The organism is Pedobacter gandavensis (assembly GCF_032677645.1).
Taxonomy (GTDB): domain Bacteria; phylum Bacteroidota; class Bacteroidia; order Sphingobacteriales; family Sphingobacteriaceae; genus Pedobacter; species Pedobacter gandavensis_A.
This window is the reverse complement of the sequence record NZ_JAVTSB010000003.1, coordinates 100,075-119,671: the sequence shown is the minus strand read 5'-3', so window position 1 is coordinate 119,671 and position 19,597 is coordinate 100,075. Positions and strand designations below refer to the sequence as shown.

Annotated in this window: 19 protein-coding genes and 1 other RNA gene; 12 read left to right on the top strand and 8 right to left on the bottom strand. The window is 41.1% G+C overall.

Annotated features, from left to right (window positions below; genetic code table 11):
• Positions 1–29 precede the first annotated feature (29 nt).
• Positions 30–746, top strand: coding sequence for a gamma-glutamyl-gamma-aminobutyrate hydrolase family protein (locus tag R2Q66_RS06315; RefSeq protein WP_316747156.1), 717 nt, complete (start codon positions 30–32; stop codon positions 744–746).
• A complete protein-coding gene (locus R2Q66_RS06310; RefSeq protein WP_316747155.1) occupies positions 743–2,107 on the top strand; it encodes an aldehyde dehydrogenase family protein in 1,365 nt (454 codons plus the stop codon). The genes R2Q66_RS06315 and R2Q66_RS06310 overlap by 4 nt, the downstream gene beginning before the upstream one ends.
• A gap of 76 nt (positions 2,108–2,183) precedes the next feature.
• On the opposite strand, the gene R2Q66_RS06305 is transcribed toward R2Q66_RS06310, so the two are convergent.
• Positions 2,184–3,221: an Atu2307/SP_0267 family LLM class monooxygenase gene (locus tag R2Q66_RS06305; protein WP_316747154.1), complete on the bottom strand. Its 1,038-nt coding sequence runs from the start codon at positions 3,219–3,221 to the stop codon at positions 2,184–2,186.
• A 103-nt stretch (positions 3,222–3,324) separates the two neighbouring features.
• Complete coding sequence (locus R2Q66_RS06300; protein WP_316747153.1) at positions 3,325–4,284, bottom strand: polysaccharide deacetylase; 960 nt, start codon at positions 4,282–4,284, stop codon at positions 3,325–3,327.
• A 117-nt stretch (positions 4,285–4,401) separates the two neighbouring features.
• Here R2Q66_RS06300 and R2Q66_RS06295 point away from each other — a divergent pair, with 117 nt between their 5' ends.
• The 10 genes from R2Q66_RS06295 to R2Q66_RS06250 all read left to right on the top strand — a co-directional run bounded on the left by R2Q66_RS06295 (position 4,402) and on the right by R2Q66_RS06250 (position 15,639).
• Positions 4,402–4,590, top strand: coding sequence for a hypothetical protein (locus R2Q66_RS06295; protein ID WP_316747152.1), 189 nt, complete (start codon positions 4,402–4,404; stop codon positions 4,588–4,590).
• 157 nt (positions 4,591–4,747) lie between these two features.
• Positions 4,748–5,242 (top strand): helix-turn-helix transcriptional regulator, encoded by a 495-nt coding sequence (locus R2Q66_RS06290; RefSeq protein ID WP_316747151.1) that lies wholly within the window; start codon positions 4,748–4,750, stop codon positions 5,240–5,242.
• Positions 5,243–5,318: 76 nt separating this feature from the next.
• Positions 5,319–5,912, top strand: a complete 594-nt coding sequence (locus R2Q66_RS06285; protein ID WP_316747150.1) for an AraC family transcriptional regulator — start codon at positions 5,319–5,321, stop codon at positions 5,910–5,912.
• 172 nt (positions 5,913–6,084) lie between these two features.
• Positions 6,085–7,155: an efflux RND transporter periplasmic adaptor subunit gene (locus tag R2Q66_RS06280; RefSeq protein ID WP_316747149.1), complete on the top strand. Its 1,071-nt coding sequence runs from the start codon at positions 6,085–6,087 to the stop codon at positions 7,153–7,155.
• Between the two features lie 21 nt (positions 7,156–7,176).
• Positions 7,177–10,263 (top strand): efflux RND transporter permease subunit, encoded by a 3,087-nt coding sequence (locus R2Q66_RS06275; protein WP_316747148.1) that lies wholly within the window; start codon positions 7,177–7,179, stop codon positions 10,261–10,263.
• Positions 10,264–10,286: 23 nt separating this feature from the next.
• The gene (locus R2Q66_RS06270; protein ID WP_316747147.1) at positions 10,287–11,624 is read left to right on the top strand and encodes a TolC family protein; all 1,338 of its coding nucleotides are present in this window, start codon (positions 10,287–10,289) and stop codon (positions 11,622–11,624) included.
• A gap of 87 nt (positions 11,625–11,711) precedes the next feature.
• Entirely contained in the window at positions 11,712–13,133 is a 1,422-nt protein-coding gene (locus tag R2Q66_RS06265; protein ID WP_316747146.1) for an MFS transporter, read from the top strand.
• Positions 13,134–14,201 carry a ferredoxin--NADP reductase gene (locus R2Q66_RS06260; RefSeq protein ID WP_316747145.1) on the top strand — a complete coding sequence of 356 codons (1,068 nt, stop codon included), beginning with the start codon at positions 13,134–13,136 and terminating at the stop codon, positions 14,199–14,201. It abuts the gene before it with no gap.
• Between the two features lie 175 nt (positions 14,202–14,376).
• Entirely contained in the window at positions 14,377–14,829 is a 453-nt protein-coding gene (locus tag R2Q66_RS06255; RefSeq protein WP_316747144.1) for a heavy-metal-associated domain-containing protein, read from the top strand.
• An 84-nt stretch (positions 14,830–14,913) separates the two neighbouring features.
• Entirely contained in the window at positions 14,914–15,639 is a 726-nt protein-coding gene (locus tag R2Q66_RS06250; RefSeq protein WP_316747143.1) for a hypothetical protein, read from the top strand.
• 69 nt (positions 15,640–15,708) lie between these two features.
• On the opposite strand, the gene R2Q66_RS06245 is transcribed toward R2Q66_RS06250, so the two are convergent.
• From R2Q66_RS06245 to ssrA, 6 genes are all read right to left on the bottom strand, one after another.
• Positions 15,709–16,116, bottom strand: a complete 408-nt coding sequence (locus R2Q66_RS06245) for a hypothetical protein (RefSeq protein ID WP_316747142.1) — start codon at positions 16,114–16,116, stop codon at positions 15,709–15,711.
• A gap of 594 nt (positions 16,117–16,710) precedes the next feature.
• Positions 16,711–16,944: a hypothetical protein gene (locus R2Q66_RS06240; RefSeq protein ID WP_316747141.1), complete on the bottom strand. Its 234-nt coding sequence runs from the start codon at positions 16,942–16,944 to the stop codon at positions 16,711–16,713.
• Between the two features lie 2 nt (positions 16,945–16,946).
• Entirely contained in the window at positions 16,947–17,411 is a 465-nt protein-coding gene (locus R2Q66_RS06235; protein ID WP_316747140.1) for a hypothetical protein, read from the bottom strand.
• 11 nt (positions 17,412–17,422) lie between these two features.
• Positions 17,423–18,304 carry a hypothetical protein gene (locus tag R2Q66_RS06230; RefSeq protein ID WP_316747139.1) on the bottom strand — a complete coding sequence of 294 codons (882 nt, stop codon included), beginning with the start codon at positions 18,302–18,304 and terminating at the stop codon, positions 17,423–17,425.
• Positions 18,305–18,415: 111 nt separating this feature from the next.
• The gene (locus R2Q66_RS06225) at positions 18,416–18,853 is read right to left on the bottom strand and encodes a hypothetical protein (RefSeq protein WP_316747138.1); all 438 of its coding nucleotides are present in this window, start codon (positions 18,851–18,853) and stop codon (positions 18,416–18,418) included.
• A gap of 369 nt (positions 18,854–19,222) precedes the next feature.
• Positions 19,223–19,589, bottom strand: a transfer-messenger RNA (tmRNA) gene (gene ssrA, locus R2Q66_RS06220).
• Positions 19,590–19,597 lie beyond the last annotated feature (8 nt).

Here is a 19,597-nt window from a genome sequence, read left to right as displayed (position 1 = left end):
GTATTTCAATAATATAAATGATTTGATCAATGCGGAAAAAGATAGGAATTAGCTTTACGGAAGCTGGTTTTCAAAATTATTGGAATTGGTTTACCGCTACTGATCTTGGGGAAGATTTGGAATTGCTGGAACTTTCTTTTGAAAAGGGAAACACCGAAGATATTGCGAAATGCGATGGGTTTGTATTAAGCGGAGGGATTGATGTAACACCTGCTATTTCTGGCGGAGCAGCAGATTATCCTTACCGGCCCGCACAGTTTTCTCCGGAAAGGGACGAATTTGAACGGCAGATTTATAGCTATGCAAAAGCAGCACGATTGCCCTTGCTGGGTATTTGCAGAGGAATGCAATACATCAATATTTTAGAAGGAGGAGCTGTTTTTGATGATATCGGAGAAGCGGAGAATGCGATTCATAAAAAAGGATCAATTGATAAAGTTCATGAGGTAAAACTAATTGAAGGCTCTTTATTAGCAGAAATTACCAATGAACAAAACGGACTGGTTAATAGTGCACACCATCAGGCAGTAGATCCTTTGCGTCTGGCGGATAACTTAATGATCAATGCCTATGCGGTTTCAGGAAATGGAACCATCGAAGGTTTAGAGTACAAGGATAAAAAGAACCATGGCTTTATGCTGGCGGTTCAATGGCATCCGGAAAGAATGGAGGAAAAGGAAACCCGGCCTTTTTCTCAAAAGATCAAAGAACAATTTATTCAGGAAATTAGAAATCATCAAAAATGAAGATCATCAATCCAGCCACTGAAGAAATCATAAAGGCGGTCCAGGAAGACAACCTTGCATCGTTAAAGGAGAAATATACTTTACTCCGGGAGGCGCAGAAAGGATGGGCAAAGAAAACGTTAGCGGAACGATTGGCTGTTGTACAGCGCTTTTTCGACCTGTTGGCATTAGAAACAGAAGTTTTGGCTACGGTATTGACCTCGGAAGTGGGAAAGCCCATACAGCAGTCGCGCAATGAAATTAAGGGGGCAAGAACGCGGATTTCCTGGATGATGAATTACGCAGAACGATATTTAGCTGATGAATTGGTAACGGATACGGAGGAGCTACAGGAAAAAATTTCTTATGAACCTTTGGGGGTAATCTGTAATATTTCTGCTTGGAATTACCCTTATCTGGTGGGTGTCAATGTGTTTGTTCCTGCACTAATTGCTGGAAATGCAGTGTTGTATAAACCTTCTGAATATGCCACATTAACCGGGCTGGAAATTGAAAGGTTATGGCAAGAGGCCGGATTACCTGATGATGTTTTTAAAGTTGCTATTGGCGCTAAAGAAACAGGGGAGGCCTTGCTGGACCTTGATTTTGACGGTTATTTTTTCACAGGATCTTATCGTACGGGAAAATATATTTATGAAAGGGTAGCGCAGAAAATGGTGCCTTGTCAGCTGGAATTAGGAGGGAAGGATCCGCTATATGTGGCTAATGATGTGCCTGATGTGGCTGCGGTAGCGATAGGAACAGCAGATGGTGCGTTTTATAACAATGGCCAGAGTTGCTGTGCAGTAGAGCGTATTTATGTTCATGAGGAGGTTTATGATACTTATGAAGCCGCATTTTTGAAAGAAGTACAGTCCTGGAAAATAGGTTTGCCAACGGAAGAAGTGGTTTATATCGCTGCGCTAACGAGGAAGGAGCAGCTGGAGGTATTAGAAGATCAGGTGCAGGATGCTTTGTCGAAAGGCGCAGTATTGTTGTGTGGAGGGAAAAGAAGACCAGGAAAGGGCTATTATTTTGAACCAACAGTATTGATAAACGTAAATCATGAGATGAAAGTGATGCGGGAAGAAAGTTTCGGTCCTATTATAGGCATCATGAAAGTGAAAGATGATGAGGAAGCTATCGCATTGATGAAAGATAGTGATTATGGCTTAACTGCTGCGGTATATTCTGCTGATCAGGATCGCGCAGCGCAGATTCTTGGAGATATTGATGCGGGTTCAGGATATTGGAATTGTTGCGATCGGGTAAGCGCTGGTTTGCCATGGAGCGGCAGGAAACATTCTGGTTTTGGTGCTACGCTTTCGCATCAGGGATTGCGTGCTTTTGCGAAGCCAAAAGCCTGGCATTTGCGCAAATAACTGATTGATGAGCTGCCGATAGCTGCGTAATTAAGTTGCCTCCGGTATTTTGAAGGCAACTTAAATATAATGGTATTTAGCTTTTATACTGTGTTTCTTTTCTGATCACCGGGGCAATCTGAGTGCCCAGTAATTCAATGGTTTTCAATACCTGTTTGTGCGAAATAGATCCGGTTACCAGCTGCGCCAGGAATCTGGTGTTTTTGAAAAGCTCATACTGATGCATGATTTTATCAATTGCCTGTTGGGGACTTCCAACGACCAATGGCCCGGCAGTACGTAAATAATCGAATTGTTCTCTGCTCATCGGCGACCAGCCCCTATCTTTCCCTACACGGTTCATCAATTGCTCATAAGATGGGTAAAACTCATCAGCAGCCTGTTGCGCATTTTCTGCTACGTAAAACTGCGAGCTGATGGCCAGTTGAAGTTTAGTAGGATCGTGTCCGGCTTCCTGTGCTGATTTACGATATAGGTTGATAAAAGGGACAAATTGTTCTGGCGGACTACCCAGGATTGCCACTGCCATCGGCAGGTTCATTCTTCCGGCACGTTGTGCTGATGCGGGTGTGCCACCAACCCCAATCCATAGTGGTATAGAAGGTTGGATAGGACGTGGATATACGCCTCTTTTCACAATTGGAGCGCGGTGCTTTCCTTTCCAGGTTACAATTTCTTCTTCATTGAGCTGTAGGAATAAACCTAGCTTTTCAGTGAAAAGCTCATCGTAATCATTCAGATTATAACCGAAAAGAGGGAATGATTCTGTAAATGATCCTCTACCGGCAATAATTTCAGCCCTTCCGTTAGAGATTAAATCTACGGTAGCGAAGTTTTGAAAAGTTCGGACCGGATCTGTGGAACTCAATACCGTTACAGAACTTGATAGTTTAATGTTTTTGGTGATGGCCGCTGCCGCTGCCATCATAATTTCAGGTGCGGAAATGACAAAGTCGGAACGATGATGCTCTCCGAAGGCATAGACGTCGAGACCAACTTCGTCTGCAAGCTTTACTTCTTCTAATAATTCCTGAACTCTTTTATGTGCGTTAACAGCTTTTCCTGCTACGCCATCAGGTTGTAACTCGCCAAATGTGCTGATCCCAATTTCCATGTGTAAATTTTTAGTTGCTTTGCTTATTTTAATGCAGCTGTGTTTCTCTTTTAAGAGAGAACCAAAAGCCTTGTTTTAAGTTTTAATTTAAACCCGTTTTTCCTTATTTGAATTCATTTCCAACGCTTGTTCTCAAATCATAAAGTAGCCATTGCTGCTGGTTAATGGTCGCTTTCTCGCTAGCCAATAGCTTTAGGAAATCCTGAACGCCAATAGGTTCGTTTCCGTTTCCATGAATCAGCACGAGACTTCCGGCATGACTTTGTTGTCCTTTTGCCAGCCAGGCATCGCTTCCAATTGGAATAAGGCCATAGCTGGTTACTTTGTCGACTAGCTTTTGATCAGATACCAAACCTGGAAATCTAAAGAAAACCGAAGGTAGTAATCCCCGCTCGATCATTGCCTGTTCCAGGCCTAATATTTCAAAGTTAAGGTCGGTTCCTGGTTTCATTAAAAAATTGATCGCCAAGGGGGCTTTGGGGTCATAATGGTGGTTATAGGTGTGGTTGGTCCATGTTATCGCTAAATCGCCCGATTTTTCCAGTCCCTGAAGCCAGTTGATATCGGCCGTATGACTCAACATAAACTTTCCGGTAATGGATAAGGCCACTGGAACCGGTCGCTCTTCTTTTTGAAATGCAGCGATCAGTGAATTGAAGATACTCCTGTCTAAAGGTTTATGGGAAGGGCATAAATCTATCGTTAGCGTGATGCCTTTTTCCTTTGGAAAGCCCTGGGTAATTCCGGCATCCTGAAGGTTGAGCGATTGTTTTTGTGCCGTTTGAAGAGCCTTAAAGTATGGGGTATTGTAGGTTCCGAAGTCCTCAAATTTGATGGGATTTACGGAAATTTGTTTGCTGCTTATAATTTGTGTTTCCAGGCTACGGGGATCAACAATCAGGTAGTGCTGCTGATCAGATTGTTCAAACTTACGTAAGACCAGGATGTTTTTCCCCTTGTAATTGCCGGTTGCAAAGTACGTTTGGTACTGTTGTATTTCTTTTTGAGCCTGTACCATCAGGCTACAGCATAAGAGAATCAAGGTGGCGTATAATTTTATCATCTGTTTATGGTATGTAATGATGATTAAGATAGCGATATTTGCCGGAGAATATCAGGCTGGCTACGGCAATTTTAGTGCCTGTTTTAATAGAATAATTATCAAACAAAGGAAAACATCATGACGGAAATTGAATTTTTACATTATTGCAAAGCTCAGGTTAGCGGAGAACTTAAAGAAGAAGACCTGGTGTTAATGTTGACAGCATGGGGGAGAATTCAATATTCCTTAGGATATAATCAGGCATTAAAAGATAATGATATTGAGGTAGATAAGCCGGGAAATGATGTTGAGCAGGTAGGAGGGTAATCTTCTTTATCCTTAACATGAAATTTTACAAGTTTTTGCAGTAATTATGTAGTTTTTGAACCTGACCGGCAAGCTATGTTTGTCTTAAATGAAGGTGTCAATCAAAAATATGGTATGTTTCAGGTGCATCACTGTGGTCAGACAGGGCTTTGAAAACATGGATGTAATACCCCTCAGTGTACTGATGGGAGAAGTAGAATTAGCAGAAGATCTCTCTGCTATGCAAATCAGTTATTTAAAGAACTGGTTGTCGGAAAAGGGATTTGAGCTACTGGACGACCGCAAAATGGTGCTGGTAGAAAGAGTCAAAAATCTCATCATTGAAATTATTCATGGGGCAGACCGGATAGATTTAACCATTAAGTTATCCTATCTGATTCAGCAAAAGATCAGTATAGATTATAATTACATCAGCTCACTTTTCTCCAATATCGAGGGCATTACTATTGAACAATATATCATCCTGCAACGCATCGAAAGAGCCAAAGAATTTTTAGAGTATAATGAGCTTACCTTAAGTGAGATCGCTCATAAATTGGGCTACAGTAGTGTCCAGTATCTTTCTACCCAATTCAAAAAGGCTACTGGATTTACGCCTTCTCATTTTAAAAAAATAAAAGAGAATACGCGCAGGTCATTAGACAAGTTGTAAATTCTATAAACTATTCCCTAAATAGTGTAAGCCCAATTTTATCGGGCATTCTATTTTTGAGTATAAATTTTTTGTTATGAAAAAGAACAATAAGTTACTCATAAAAGGGATGGTTTGTAGCCGTTGTTTTACGGTATTAAGCGAAGAACTTTCCCAACTCGGTTTAGACATATCGAGTATAAATCTGGGCGAGGTGATCTTAAAAGAAAACAGCACAATTCCTGTTTATGAACAAGCTTTAAACCTGGTTTTGCAAAAAAACGGCTTCGAGTTGATCAAGGATAAGAATGAACAATTGGTCAGTCAGATTAAACATGCCGTTGAACTCGGTATCAACGAGCAATCAGAAAGTGGAGAGCCTGTTAAGTTTTCAAAGCGGATTAGTGATGAATTACAAAGGGATTATGACTCACTAAGTGCTATATTTTCTCTTGCACAAGGTAATACGCTGGAAAAGTACATTATACAAAAGAAAATAGAGGAAGTAAAAGCGCTTTTAGTGTATACCGATAAATCCTTAACCGATATCGCCCATGGCCTGGGGTATAGCAGCGTAGCTTATTTGTCAAGGCAATTGAAAAAACATACAGGATTCGACTTTGCTTATTACAAAGGAATAAGGCAGGATAAACTGGCCATCATGAAAAAAAGTGAAAAAAGGTTCCATTAGAACAGCAACCTAAATAAATACCAATGCCCGGCTTTTAGTCGGGCATTTTTTTTAACAATTCTGCCAGAAATTCTATAACACTTCCCCGCAATAGTATAAAGTCCAGGGTGCTGATGCCCCTAGATTTGTACCCATTAAAATAACTATTTGTTCCACCATTATTAATCCGATCATGTTAAAAGATACAAATAAACTAAAAGTTTTCTTCCTTCCTGTGCTCTGTAGCATGCTGCTGGTTGCTTGTGAAACCAGTAAGGAAAATACGCAAAAAACCTCCGCTGCGGCAACTGCTGAGGCGAGCAAACTACCCGTAGATGCCATCGTTGTAAATGAAGAAAATCTGAATCAGGAAGAAGTGATTGTTGGCACGATGGCCCCCTACAGGGAAGTTGCTATCGTTAGTGAAATCGCCGAAAAGATTATTCAGGTTGCTTTTCAGGACGGAGGATATGTCAATAAAGGCCAATTGCTTTATAAATTAAATGATGCCGACCTGAAAGCCCGGTTAAAAGGCTTGAATGCTGAACTTAAACTAGCCCGCCTCAATGAACAGCGGATTGGCAATCTGCTAAAAACAGAAACGGTAAATCAACAGCAATACGATGAAACCGCGGTGAAATTACAAGCGCTGGAAGCCCAAAAAGAAGTCCTCCAGGTGGAGCTGAATAAGACGGAGATCAAAGCTCCTTTTTCAGGGAATATTGGTATTTCAAAGGTAGATCCGGGTTCTTTTGTAGCACCGGGAACGGAGCTGGTGAGCCTTCAGGATCATAGTACGATTAAGATCAATTTCTCTGTACCGGAGAAGTACCTTCCACTGGTTAAAACAGGGAGTAAAATTAATTTTACAACCGCAGTTTCTGGTCAGCAGCAATCGGCCAGCATTAAAGCGACTGAACCTGGACTTAACGCTCAAAACAGGGCATTACAAGTACAGGCCATCGCCGATAATCCAGGCGGAAAGTTCCGGTCGGGTTTGTCTGTGAAGATCCATTTCAGTACCTCGGGAAAAGATGCAAAAGCGATTAATTTACCAACCGAAGCACTCATCCCGGGCGAAGCAGGATACAGTGTTTTTGTGGTTAAAAATGGCGCTGCCAAATCAATGTCGGTCAGTATTGGCAACAGAACTGAAACTGCAGCCACCATCATTTCTGGTTTAAACAATGGCGACAGTGTCATTGTGTCCAATCTTCTTCGTCTTGGCGACGGTATGCCGGTTCAGGCTGCAGTGTCCAAATAATCTATTTCAAATATTAAAAACATGAGTTTATCATCATTAAGTATAAAAAAACCGGTTCTGGCGGCTGTATTTTCCGCCTTTATCGTCGTTATGGGGATTGTTGGCTGGAAATACTTAGGAGTCAGGGAATATCCCCTCACTGAACCGCCAGTAATTTCTGTAGTTACCTATTATCCAGGTGCGAGTCCTGATGTAATTGCCTCCAAGATCACCAAACCCATGGAAGAATCTATTGCCGAATCCAATGGCGTCAGAACAATTTCTTCTGAATCCAGGGAGCAGGTCAGTGTGATTTCTATCGAATTTACCAGGGATATCGACCTGGAAGATGCACTGAATGATGTGCGCGATAAGGTGGCCAAATCCAGAAAACAACTTCCCGCCGATGTAGATCCGCCGGTGGTGGAAAAGGCTTCTTCACCGGATAATCTGGTTGCCTTTTTAGAGGTAGAAAGTGATACCAAAGACATCAGAGAAGTTAGTCATCTGGCTTCTACGGTCATCAAAGACAGGATGCAGTCTATTCCGGGCGTAAATAGTGTTGCCGTTGTCGGGGAACATAAGTATGCCATGCGACTACAGTTTGATCCGGTTAAACTGGCCGCTTATATGCTTACTCCGGAAGACATCCGACAGGCCCTGTTAAGAGAAAATATTGATATTCCTTCCGGAAGAATTGAAGGCGCAAATAATGAGTTAAGTGTAAGGACGCTAGGTCGTTTAACTTCGGTAGAAGATTTCAATGAAATGATCTTAAAACGCGAGGGGAATACCGTTGTGCGTTTAAAAGATATCGGATCTGCGAAATTAGGAGAAGAAAATGAGAGAACCGCGATCATCAATGAAACCGGCAATTTAAACCGTGTTGGTGTGGGAATTGCCGTTCAGATTCAAAGGGGGGCGAACGCGATTAAAGTAGTGGATGAATTTCATGCCAGATTAGCTCAATTGCGTAAAGAAGTTCCCAAAGATTATCGCCTGATTGTTGGTTTCGATTTCACCAGCCCTGTGCGTACTTCGATTAAAGAAGTAGAAGAAACGCTTTTCATAGCCTTCGGTTTGGTGGTACTGATTATCTTTCTTTTCCTCCGCGACTGGCGTTCTACCATTATCCCGGTACTGGCGATTCCGGTTTCCATCCTTTCTGCATTTTTCATTATGTATGTCGCAGGTTTCTCCATCAATGTACTTACCCTGCTGGGATTAGTGCTTTCGATAGGTTTAGTGGTTGATGATGCGATTGTGGTGTTGGAAAACATCTATAAAAAGATCGAAGAAGGGATGTCGCCAATTCAGGCTGCTTTCAAAGGTTCTAAAGAAATTTATTTTGCGGTGATCTCTACCACGATCACCCTGGCTGCGGTATTTATGCCGATTGTTTTTATGGGTGGGATCAGTGGCCAGTTGTTTAAAGAATTTGCCATTGTGGTATCGGGTTCTGTATTGGTTTCGGCTTTTGTGGCCTTAACGCTTTCGCCTATGCTGAGTGCGTTATTGTTAAAAAAGAACGACAAGCCAAACTGGTTATACAGAAATACAGAGCCGTTTTTTGTTCGCTTAAATAATGGCTATGCGAGTTTGTTAATCGCGTTTATGAAACGCCGCTGGTTAGCCCCGGTATTCTTAGTGGTTACTGCCAGTCTGATTTATTTTGTCGGGAAAAAACTTCCTTCTGAGCTTGCCCCGATTGAGGACAGATCGAATATGAGTTTGATCGCTATTGCCCCTGAGGGTGTTTCTTTTGAATATATGCAAAAGAGAATGACGGAAGTGGGTAAATATGTGAATGACTCTACCGGTAGCAGGTTATATCAAACCTATTCTATGGTCGGTATTTCTTTTATTCCTGCACCGGCACCCGTTAATATTGCGGTGCAGAGTATTTATCTGAATAACCCTGGAAAAGGTCAGTTATCTACTCAGGAATTGTACAATAAATACGCCATGGCTTCTGGTCAGTTCAAGGGATTCCTTTTATTCCCTTACCTGCCACCAACCATTGGTACACGCTATGGCGGTGGTATGCCGCTACAATATGTACTTCAGGCGCCAACTTTGGATAGCTTAAACAAAGTGCTTCCGAAATTTCTGGCTGCAGCAAGACAGAGCAAAAAACTCATGTTCGTTGATGCCAATCTGAAAATCAATAAACCAGAATTAAAGATCAATATTGACAGGCAAAAAGCGGCCTTAATGGGTGTTTCTGTGCAGGAAATCTCCAGAGCTTTACAGCTTTCGTTCTCTGGCCAGCGTTATGGTTATTTCTTACGTGCTGACAGGCAATATGAAGTTATTGGTCAGGTAGAACGTAAAAACAGGAACGACATCAGTGATCTTCGTGCGATTTATGTCCGCTCTGCGGATCAGCAAATGATCTCTTTGGATAATCTGGTGACTATCGATGAAGGGATTAGTCCAGCGGCAATCTATCGCTATGACCAATATACTTCTGCGACTGTTTCTGCCGGATTAGCACCAGGTGTAAGTCTGGAAGCGGGTATTGAAGAAATGACCCGCATCAAAAAGGAAGTATTGGACGAAAACTTCAAAACGAGTTTAGCGGGTCAGTCCAGAGATTACGAAGAAAGTCAGGGCAATATTGCCTCTACACTGATTTTGGCTTTGTTGCTGGTCTACATGATCATGGCCGCACAATTTGAAAGTTTACGTGATCCGCTGATCATCATGCTGACGGTGCCAATGGCGATAACAGGTGCTATCCTGAGTTTATACTGGTTCGACCAGAGTTTAAATGTATTCAGTCAGATTGGAATCATCACCCTGGTGGGATTAATTACTAAAAATGGTATCCTGATCGTAGAATTTGCCAATCATTTGAAAGAACAAGGACTTTCCAAATATGATGCGGCGATACAAGCTGCAATATCCCGTTTCCGTCCGATCCTAATGACTTCGCTGGCGATGATATTCGGTGTGTTGCCAATTGCATTTACGGTGAACAGCCGCCAGTCGCTGGGAATTGTAATTGCTGGTGGATTAACCTTTGCCGGGATTCTTACCCTGTTTATTATCCCTGCGGTATACTCTTACCTGTCAGGAACCAAGCGTAAAGAAGCGGTTGAAGAAGAAAATGAAGAAATCTCATAATGCTGACCTATTAAAGAAAGACAATGAAAATATTAAATATACCACTGGCTTTGCTGCTTCTGTTTTCGGGCAAAGCCTTGTATGCCCAGGAAAAAGACTTAAGTCTTGCGGAGGCCTTAGCAATGGCCGCAAAGGGCAATAAAGAACTCCAGATACAAACGCTGGAGGAGATTCGTTATCAGGAGATTACCCGGGAAACGAAGAGCAGGTTGTTACCGTCTATCTCGGCAACTGCCGGATATTCCCGTTACTTTGATCGTCAGGTGATCTTTCTTCCCGGCACATTTGCCGGCACCACCAATCCGGTGCAGGACGTTGCGGTAGGCGGGAAGAATGCCTTTAACGGCTTTTTATCTTTAAATCAGCCGGTATTTATGGAAAATGCGCGGCGCCAGAAGCAGGTCGCTGTGATCAATGAAAAGATACAGAAAGAAAAAACTACTGATCTGGAAAGCCAACTGGCATTTCAGATCTCCGGTAGCTATTATGGTTTGCTGTTGATGAATAGTCAGCTCAGTTTACAAGAGCAAAGTTTGTTGCGGAACAACAGGGCATTGCAAGATACCAGAGCCTTATTTGCGCAAGGGAGAAGTCTGAAAGTGGATACTTTAAGAAGCTTTATTGCGGTAGAGAATTTAAAGTCTTCTATATCCTATTTAAGGAACAACATCGAGGTGAGTGGGATTCAGTTAAAAAGACTGATTGGATTAAATGAGGTGGTATCGATTAAACCAACCGACAGTCTCCATATCGGGCAGGATCAAGCCCGGTTTTATACGCTGGAGGAAGCTTTGAAAACTGCCGGACTGAACCGCCAGGACATCAGACTGCAACAACTGACCATTGAGCAGCAGGAAAAACAATGGTCTGCCAGCAAAGCAGAGCGCTTGCCTCAGGCTTCCATTGTAGGGCAGTACCAGTTGCAGGCACAGGCCGATAATCTCCATCTGGGTAGTTATACCGTACCCCGCACTTCGTTTCTGGGATTCCAGGTGAGCGTACCGATTTTTAACGGAAACCGTACCAATGCGCAGATTAATCAGGCGCGGATTAAAGTACGACAGGAAAATATCCGGTTAAATGAGCTGAAGGAAGAAATGAATGCGGAACTGGCGGCCATCATCAGCAGGTGGAAAGAAGCCCGGGCACAACTCCTTATTCAAAAAACAACGGTAAATGCAGCGGAGTTAAATTACACGATGATGAACGACCGCTACAAGAACGGCTTAAGTTCCAGACTGGAATTAACGGATGCCGAATTGGCGCTGACACAAGGTCAAATCAACTATTTACAGTCCGTATATACACTTAAGGTCTTGTCTGTTGAGTTACAGCGATCTCTGGGTTTATTGAAATTATAGGGGATACTAAAACTCTATAACATTATCCGGTAATTGTATAAAATCCCCGGTTCAGTGTTCTCTAATTTTGGCACAAATAATAAATTTATGTCAAGAAATAAAACACAACCAATTATAGAAGTGCTGCCTTACGCCAAGCGATGGGCAGCACTTTCTTTGCTATGTATGGCCCAGTTCATTGTGATCATGGATACCTCCATCATAGGAGTAGCCTTACCGGCCATCAAAACCGATCTCGGTTATTCACAAACCGGACTTCAATGGATCTTTAATGCTTATGTAATTGTTTTTGGCGGTTTCCTGCTGCTTGGAGGCCGTTTGTCCGACTTGTTTGGCTCCCGTAAGGTTTTCATGTGGGGATTTGCCATCTTAACAAGCGCTTCACTTTTAGCAGGACTGGCCTGGTCAGAAGCGGTTTTAAATACCGGTAGAGCATTGCAAGGTCTGGGTGCTGCATTCATCGCGCCAGCCGCATTAACGCTGGTATTAACCAAATTTACTGATCCGAAAGAACTGAATAAAGCCCTTGGATTCTGGGGTGCTGCCGCTGCGGCAGGTGGTTCTGCTGGTGTGTTTTTCGGTGGTGCCATTACGCAATGGCTTTCCTGGGAATGGGTGTTCCTGATCAATATCCCTTTGGGCCTGATTGTACTGGCTTTGAGCCCAGGATTATTACTTAAAGGCGCAACACGAAAAGGAAAAGTAGATGTTCTTGGGGCGATTCTGGCCACAGCAGCGCTGATTCTGATGGTATATGCGATTGTTTCAGCAGAAGGTGCAGGCTGGCTTTCGGTTCAAACACTTGGATTACTGGCTTTAGCAGTAGCACTGTTTATCGTTTTCCTGATCGTACAAAAGAACAAAAAAGAGCCATTGGTCCCTTTATCTATTTTCAAAGTGCCCAACCTTTCTGGCGGTAACCTGGTGATGGGCTTACTAGCTGGTGCATGGATTCCATTATGGTTTTTCCTGAATCTTTACTTGCAACAGGTTTTAAATTATTCTGCTTTCCATAGTGGTCTGGCCTTACTACCGATGACTTTTGCCATCATGATTCTGATGGGTGGAGTTGTAGGGAAAGTGGTGGCAAGATTTGGGTTTAAAGCCAGTCTGATCGCCGGATTTATATCGCTTACTGCTTCTCTGGTTCTTTTTAGTACGGTTCCCGTTGATGGCACTTTTATGGTCAATGTATTACCTGCATCGCTGTTAGGAGCCCTGGGTATGTCGCTGGCGTATATTCCCGGAACCATTGCCTCCATGTCGGGCGCCAAACCGGAAGAAACCGGACTGGCTTCTGGGTTGGTAAATACCAGTTATCAGATTGGTTCGGCCCTGGGACTGGCGATCATCGTTGCTATTGTATCCGCGCAAACGGATATGGCACAAGGGGGTACAGTAGAGGTCGGCCTGTTAAATGACGGTTTCCGTACTGCATTCAAATCTGCCGCGGTAGTCAGTGGTTTAGGGGCATTGATCGCTGTTTTTTCTATCAAGACATTCAAATAAATGAAGAAATATAAAATGATCTGGCCAATCCGTAAGGTGACTATAGAGACAAAGGATGCGGTAACCATTGAATTTGATGTGATGAAATCTGCCTTCAAATACCTACCCGGGCAGTTTGTCAATATCAGCCAGGTGGTCAATGGAGAAAAAATAACCCGTTCTTATTCTTTGTCGTCTTCACCTGATCTGGACGCTTATCCTGCCATCACGGTGAAACGGGTAAAAGATGGTTTAATGAGTAATTACCTGGTAGATCAGGTAGCAGAAATCCGCGAATTGGAAATAGAGGGACCTTATGGTTCCTTTATACCCCTTAAAAGCAGTTATCAGTGCAAGGATGTGGTTTTACTTTCCGGGGGAAGCGGTATAACACCGTTACTTTCTATGGCCAAATCTTTATTGAGTACATCAGCTGAGGTTCAGGTGACCTTAATTTATGCCAACCGAAATTGGTCGGACGTGATTTTTGCAACTGCTCTTGAAGCATTAAGCCTGCAATATACAGGGCGGCTTCATGTGATCCATGCCTTATCACAGCAGGCTGGAGCAAAGCCGGTCTTTACAGGGACTTTAATTGAGGATAGGTTGGGCAAACTGGTCGTTAAAAAGCTATTGAAACAGGCCGCTACTGTGGGAAAACCATCAGGAGCTCATTTCTTTCTTTGTGGGCCATCGGGGCTGATGAAAATCTATCAGGAGGCCCTGGAAGCTTTAGAAATTCCTGAAACAGGTGTTTTTATGGAACGATTTACCGATGAAGAGGTTCCAGCGGAGCAGTTAACTCTGCCTGAAATTACGCGGGAAGTACTGGTTCATTTTTATGAGCAAACCCATTTGATTGAAATCGAGCCTGGATCAACACTGTTGACTGCCGCACTAAAAGAGGGCATTGCTTTCGGGCATTCCTGTAAAGCTGGAAGCTGTGGTGCCTGTGTCGCCATCATCACTTCAGGAAAGGTGAGGATGGCTAAAAATTATGCGCTAACGAAGAAGGAAGTCGAGCAGGGCATGATTTTGCTGTGCCAGAGTTACCCTCTGACTGAGGATATTACCATTGAGTTTGATTAGAATTTCATAAAATATTACGGCAATTGTGTAAAAGCTGTAGCTGCCCCGGGAGATAACTTTGTACTATAAAACTAATGATTATGGGAACACTTAATTTAAAGATAAGCAGTATGAGAAGGTTTCATTGTGTTGGGAGCAGCTGGGTTATAAGGTCGGTCAATAATCTGTTCTGAACATGAAATTGCTCGGTTTAGACATCAGCGACCTGAAAGATGGTTATTGCATTTCAACGGTAACACTTTCCGTATTAAAGAACCCTGGAGCCTATCTGGTTGCGGTACTCCCTGGTGTTATGGTCATCTCTTATGAGCCATTATTAACCTCCGTTGAGAAAATAACCGGCTCAGTAACGCGATTGGGATATAAGATTAAAAGAATAGTTCAACAAAATACATTAACACAAATATTAGCATCAATGAAAACATTAAAATTTAAAACGAACATCAAGTGTTCCGGATGCCTGGCAAGAGTTTCTCCGATTCTTAATGAAGCTATCGGAGAAGACAACTGGGAAGTTGACGTGAAAACACCGGAAAAAATATTGACCGTTGTCTCAGATGAGGTGGATGAAAGCTCCGTCATTTTTGCCATTAATGAAGCCGGTTTTACCGCCGACCGCTTAAATTAACCACAGTAAATTAGAAAGAAGCTGCTCCGCTGAGCAGCTTCTTTTTCCTGAAAAACAAGTAATCACCTGATAAATTATAAGGATATGGAAAGTAGCGAATACAATATGGAACTTAGGTCTGAGCCTCAGAACATTGTTCCGGAACAAGAAACCACATTAACCTTAACGCCTCAAAAACCAGTAAAGTTAGAGTTGTCGCATGAACAGAAAATTCACCTGATCATCGTGAACGAAGACCTGTCGTATTTTAACCACATTCATCCGCAGGAAAGCATCGCAGGTTATACGGTTAAAACGACCTTCCCTGCCAGTGGTAAATTTTATCTTTTTGCAGATTATAAGCCAGAAGGACCTGGTCAGGTGGTCAGTAAACTGGAAGTAAATGTTCCGGGTACCGCGCCATTTCCTGCTAATTATACTGAAGAAAAATTGATTGGAAATTCAGGAGCTTATAGCATTTCACTAGTTGCGGAACAGGGTAAGTTTACAAATGGCCACATGATGATTGATGGTGTTCTTGAAAAAGATGGAAAAGAAATTGATCCTGCAACATTAGATGATTTCTTAGGCGCAAAAGCCCATGTCGTATTAATTAGCACTGAGGATAAAGCATATATTCATGCCCATCCTGAGGTGGAAAACGGAAGGTATAAATTACATGCTTCCTTTCCGAACCCAGGTATTTACAGAGGCTGGATACAGTTTCAGGCCGAAGGTAAGGTCCACACCACGGATTACGTGATCAATGTTGTTCCGGGACAGCAGCATATTGGTGGCGGACATGCGGATGCATTAAAAGCACATCACTAAATCTAACTATCCCCCTCAATTTATATTAATTATAAAGCCCTTCAGAGATGAAGGGCTTTTGTGTTGTGTTTAATCGTTATTGATCAATTCTTCATCAAACAGTTCAAAAAACAGATTCTGTAATTTATGAACGTGTTGTAAGGTTTTAAAATCTCCGGTATCATCATTTGATGGTAATTGCTTATAGCAATCAAAATATTCATCTTCTACTACATGAAATAAGAAGAAATTGAAATCTTGGTGCTGAAAGTAACCACCGGCATTGTCTTTAAAACCAAGTTTGTTAACCAGCCAGTCTGCGTCCAGGGGAATAGGTTGAACCTGTTCCTGATTACATTCTACCAGTGCAGCCACTGCTTTGTAAGCTATCTTTTGGCCTGGCAAAATACCCAGCACCTCGCAAGGACTGGTGCTGCCATTTAAGTCTTTAGCGTCTGTAAAGACATAATTACCAATTCTTAATTCGTTTAAATTCATATCTTTTTGTAATTAACTGATCTGCCTTAAAAAAACAACATACTTTGAAAGTCTGAAAATTAATAGGTAAGGCACTTTAAGTTAGTTTTGCGAAGCTAAGATTCTTTCTGTAATAAATGTCTATTATTGATTTATGTAGAATGTTCTTTTGTTGTTATCGGGTCCTTCTAACCAGTCTAGATTAGTAGTACCCAGCGGTGCCGGTTAATAATAGCCTTCCAGAGATGAAGAGCTATTGTGTTATTAAGGTGTCAATTCTTTAATGGCTTAATTTTTATAATTGTTGAATAGGTTTTTGGTTTAGAAGGATATGATAAATGTTTCAAAATCTTGGTCTTATACCTATAAAGAAAGATAAGTTTGAGCTGTCTTGCACATTAACCGGTATCACTCCTAAAACAATGAGAATGCTTTTCGGTAACAACTGAAATAATCCGCCGAAGGATGTTGTGTGTAAATTCAAATTAAAGAACAAAAAGTTCTCAGGGCCGGTTTACCAAACTTTTGTATTTCCAAAGCACACGGTTGATAATAAGGAGAAATTAAGATCAATTACCGAGTTTGTAAGGGCTTGTTATTCATAGCTTGAATTGACTATTGGTTTGTCATGAACTTCATAGTTCCAATTAAACCAGAAGTACCGCCGACTAAGAAAGCAATAACACAAATTACAATGACAATCATCCATAACCACACGGTCACATCCTTAACATTAGACTCATGTTTTGTACGTTCTGAAGGATTCATGTTTGATACACGTTGTTGGTATTCATTACTTATCCTTTTTCGTCCATAAGAAGTATTTGGGTTAGGAGATCGTTTTGCCATGGTCAATTCTTTAACGGTTTAACTTCTATTATCGTCGAATGGGTTTTTGGTTTACGAGGATACGCTAAAGTTACTTCTGTTATTCTCATTTCTTTGCCTACTGGCTCAATAATGAAAAAGTTGTATTTAACTATTAATTCTTTTCCGAATTGGATTCCAATGTTTATAAGGTCTAGAATAGATGCTGTCTTAATTTTATTAAATTCATCTAATGCGAGAGGCCGAGTTTTCGATACCCTAGTTGAAAAGAATCTGATATTTGTCTGCCAGGGGTAGCACATACATAAAATGTTATAATATATTGTTGATCCATTATTGTCAATTTCAAAGATCCTGTCCTTTATAGGCACGGCAGCAGTATCAAGGAAATAGTAAATGTTAGTTCTTTTAAAATCATCGACTTGAGCTTCTGAAGCTTTGGGACTTAGAATAAGGTAGGTAAATAAAATTATTATTATGTGTCTCATTACTTTAAGTTTTAGTTACATCCGGTTGTAGCCATTTTATTATTTGAAAATAGGTTGTTATTTTTGAATGTGTTTAAATCTTGGTCAGAAATATTGTATTTAATTTTTATTTTCGAGTACGCCTCGTTAATTTTATCAACCAACGTTTGAGGAGAATGAGTATCTGCATGGTCTAGGCCATAAATCATAGCCATAGCCATATCTTTTTCATCATAATTTCCTCCATATATTTTATTCCAGGCGCCAAGTACTTTTAAACCATCATCAAAATAATTTATAAGGATATTGGTATGCTGAGTAGTATTAGATCCACTGGTTCGATCATGGTAGGCACTTAGTTTTAATAGCCAATTATCTGAATATTTAAAAGATTCTTCCATTTCATTAGTAGCTAAAGTTATCTTATAGTTTAGGTAGCCATGCATTGTCTCATGTACTGCTGCTCCGGCAATTAATAATGGAGAACTTTCTTTTAACATTTGCTCATTTAGTGTAACAACTGAGGACAACTGGGCTCTACTCTGTGGATCATAGGTGGCATTTCCTAACATGAAAGTTCCTCCGGTTGTTGGACTGCCCCATTGTAAGTTCCCAGTCGTATAGGTGATAGTGGGTCTAAGTTCGGATATAAATGGTAAGACGAAGATGGTCATCTCTTTTAATCCAAAGATTACTTGAAGAATCAATTTATCTACACAGGGAAACTTTTGTTTTACAGCTTCCGTATTCAATTCCCTTGTTAGATAGGATATGGTTGATCCTCCCTCTCCGCCTCCGCCGCCGCCACCACCTCCACTTCCACCGGTACATTCTGAATATAAATAAACGGAATTTACCATTTCCCCAGTTGCAATGACCCTTGTAACCAAATACCAATCTACACATGAAGCCATTTCATGATCATATGACTTTAATTTTCCTGCATTTAATTTTGATTTATCTAGTGGATTTCCTTGTGAAAGAGATAATTTATTAGGCTTTTGTGTGCCATTGAAGTCGTAGCCCTAAATGAATTTATGATTTATGTCGAATGATAATATTTCCCCTTGGATATTAGGTGTGTTTATTTTTTCTTCAAATAAATAAGAAAATAGAATTGGGTATTGATCCTCTTTAATATCTGAATTTATGGATTCAATGATTTTACCTGTGAAAGACCCATTTGATCCGGTGATTACTAAATAGGATTCTATCTTGTTTTTTAACGGATCAATCGGGTAGTTGATTTTCAAAACCATGTATTCGGTTTTAAGGTTTTTAACAATTTTTGCTTTATCCCATTCTGGGGAATAATTTGTTATTTTTTGTGTTTTAAACCAATCTTGAGCATTTTTAATCTGATCCGAATTTTGAAGAGGTACAGTTTCTTGTTTTTGACAAGCATAAAATGTCATTAGCAAAATAAAAAAGCTAACAATTGAGAGAGCGTATGTTTTTTTCATAATTGTGATAATTTTAATCCAATGTAATCATAGTTTTTTATAAATTATCGTTTATTTTTTTTTATTTAACTGTTAATAATTATTAAGGTCATAAGTAAGGTACCTTAACTCTGAAGGGACAGTTTGCTATGGCGAAAGTGGCAAGACATCTTGACCTGCTTACTGATAGGAAGTATGTTTATACTGAAGCTGATTTGCCCGGAAAGAGAGAATTAGTAAAATTGGTGTTCGACAGCAATTTATACTATTTTGAGGGTATCTATCGAACACCTATGATGTTACAGATGCTCGATCATAACTCATTGATAATTAAGGAGAAATGGTTGTTTTTTAAGAAAAAAAAAGGGGAATCATGAATGATTCCCCTCTGGGTGGAGCCGAAGGGGTTCGAACCCTTGTCCAGTTGTGTGTTAAGTTATGCCTTCTACATGCTTGTTTTCCAATTTATTGTCGGGAGCAGACGGGCCGGAAACCTACCTTGTCTTTTTCCTTAGGTATTTTATCTCGCCGCTATACCATACCTTATAGCAGCCAGCATTGTTATTTCGATGCCCCATATTCTAACCTAACAATGCAGCAGTCAGAGGGACAAAAGCTAGCGAAATTCTAAATTAGGCAGCTAAGGCGTAGTTATTTTCGCCAATTATAGTGTGAACGTTCTCTTTTAAGTGCTCTCCGTACAACGCACTGCATGCTAACATACGTAGCGCCACCCTGTCAAATCCAAAACGGCCCCATGTGTTA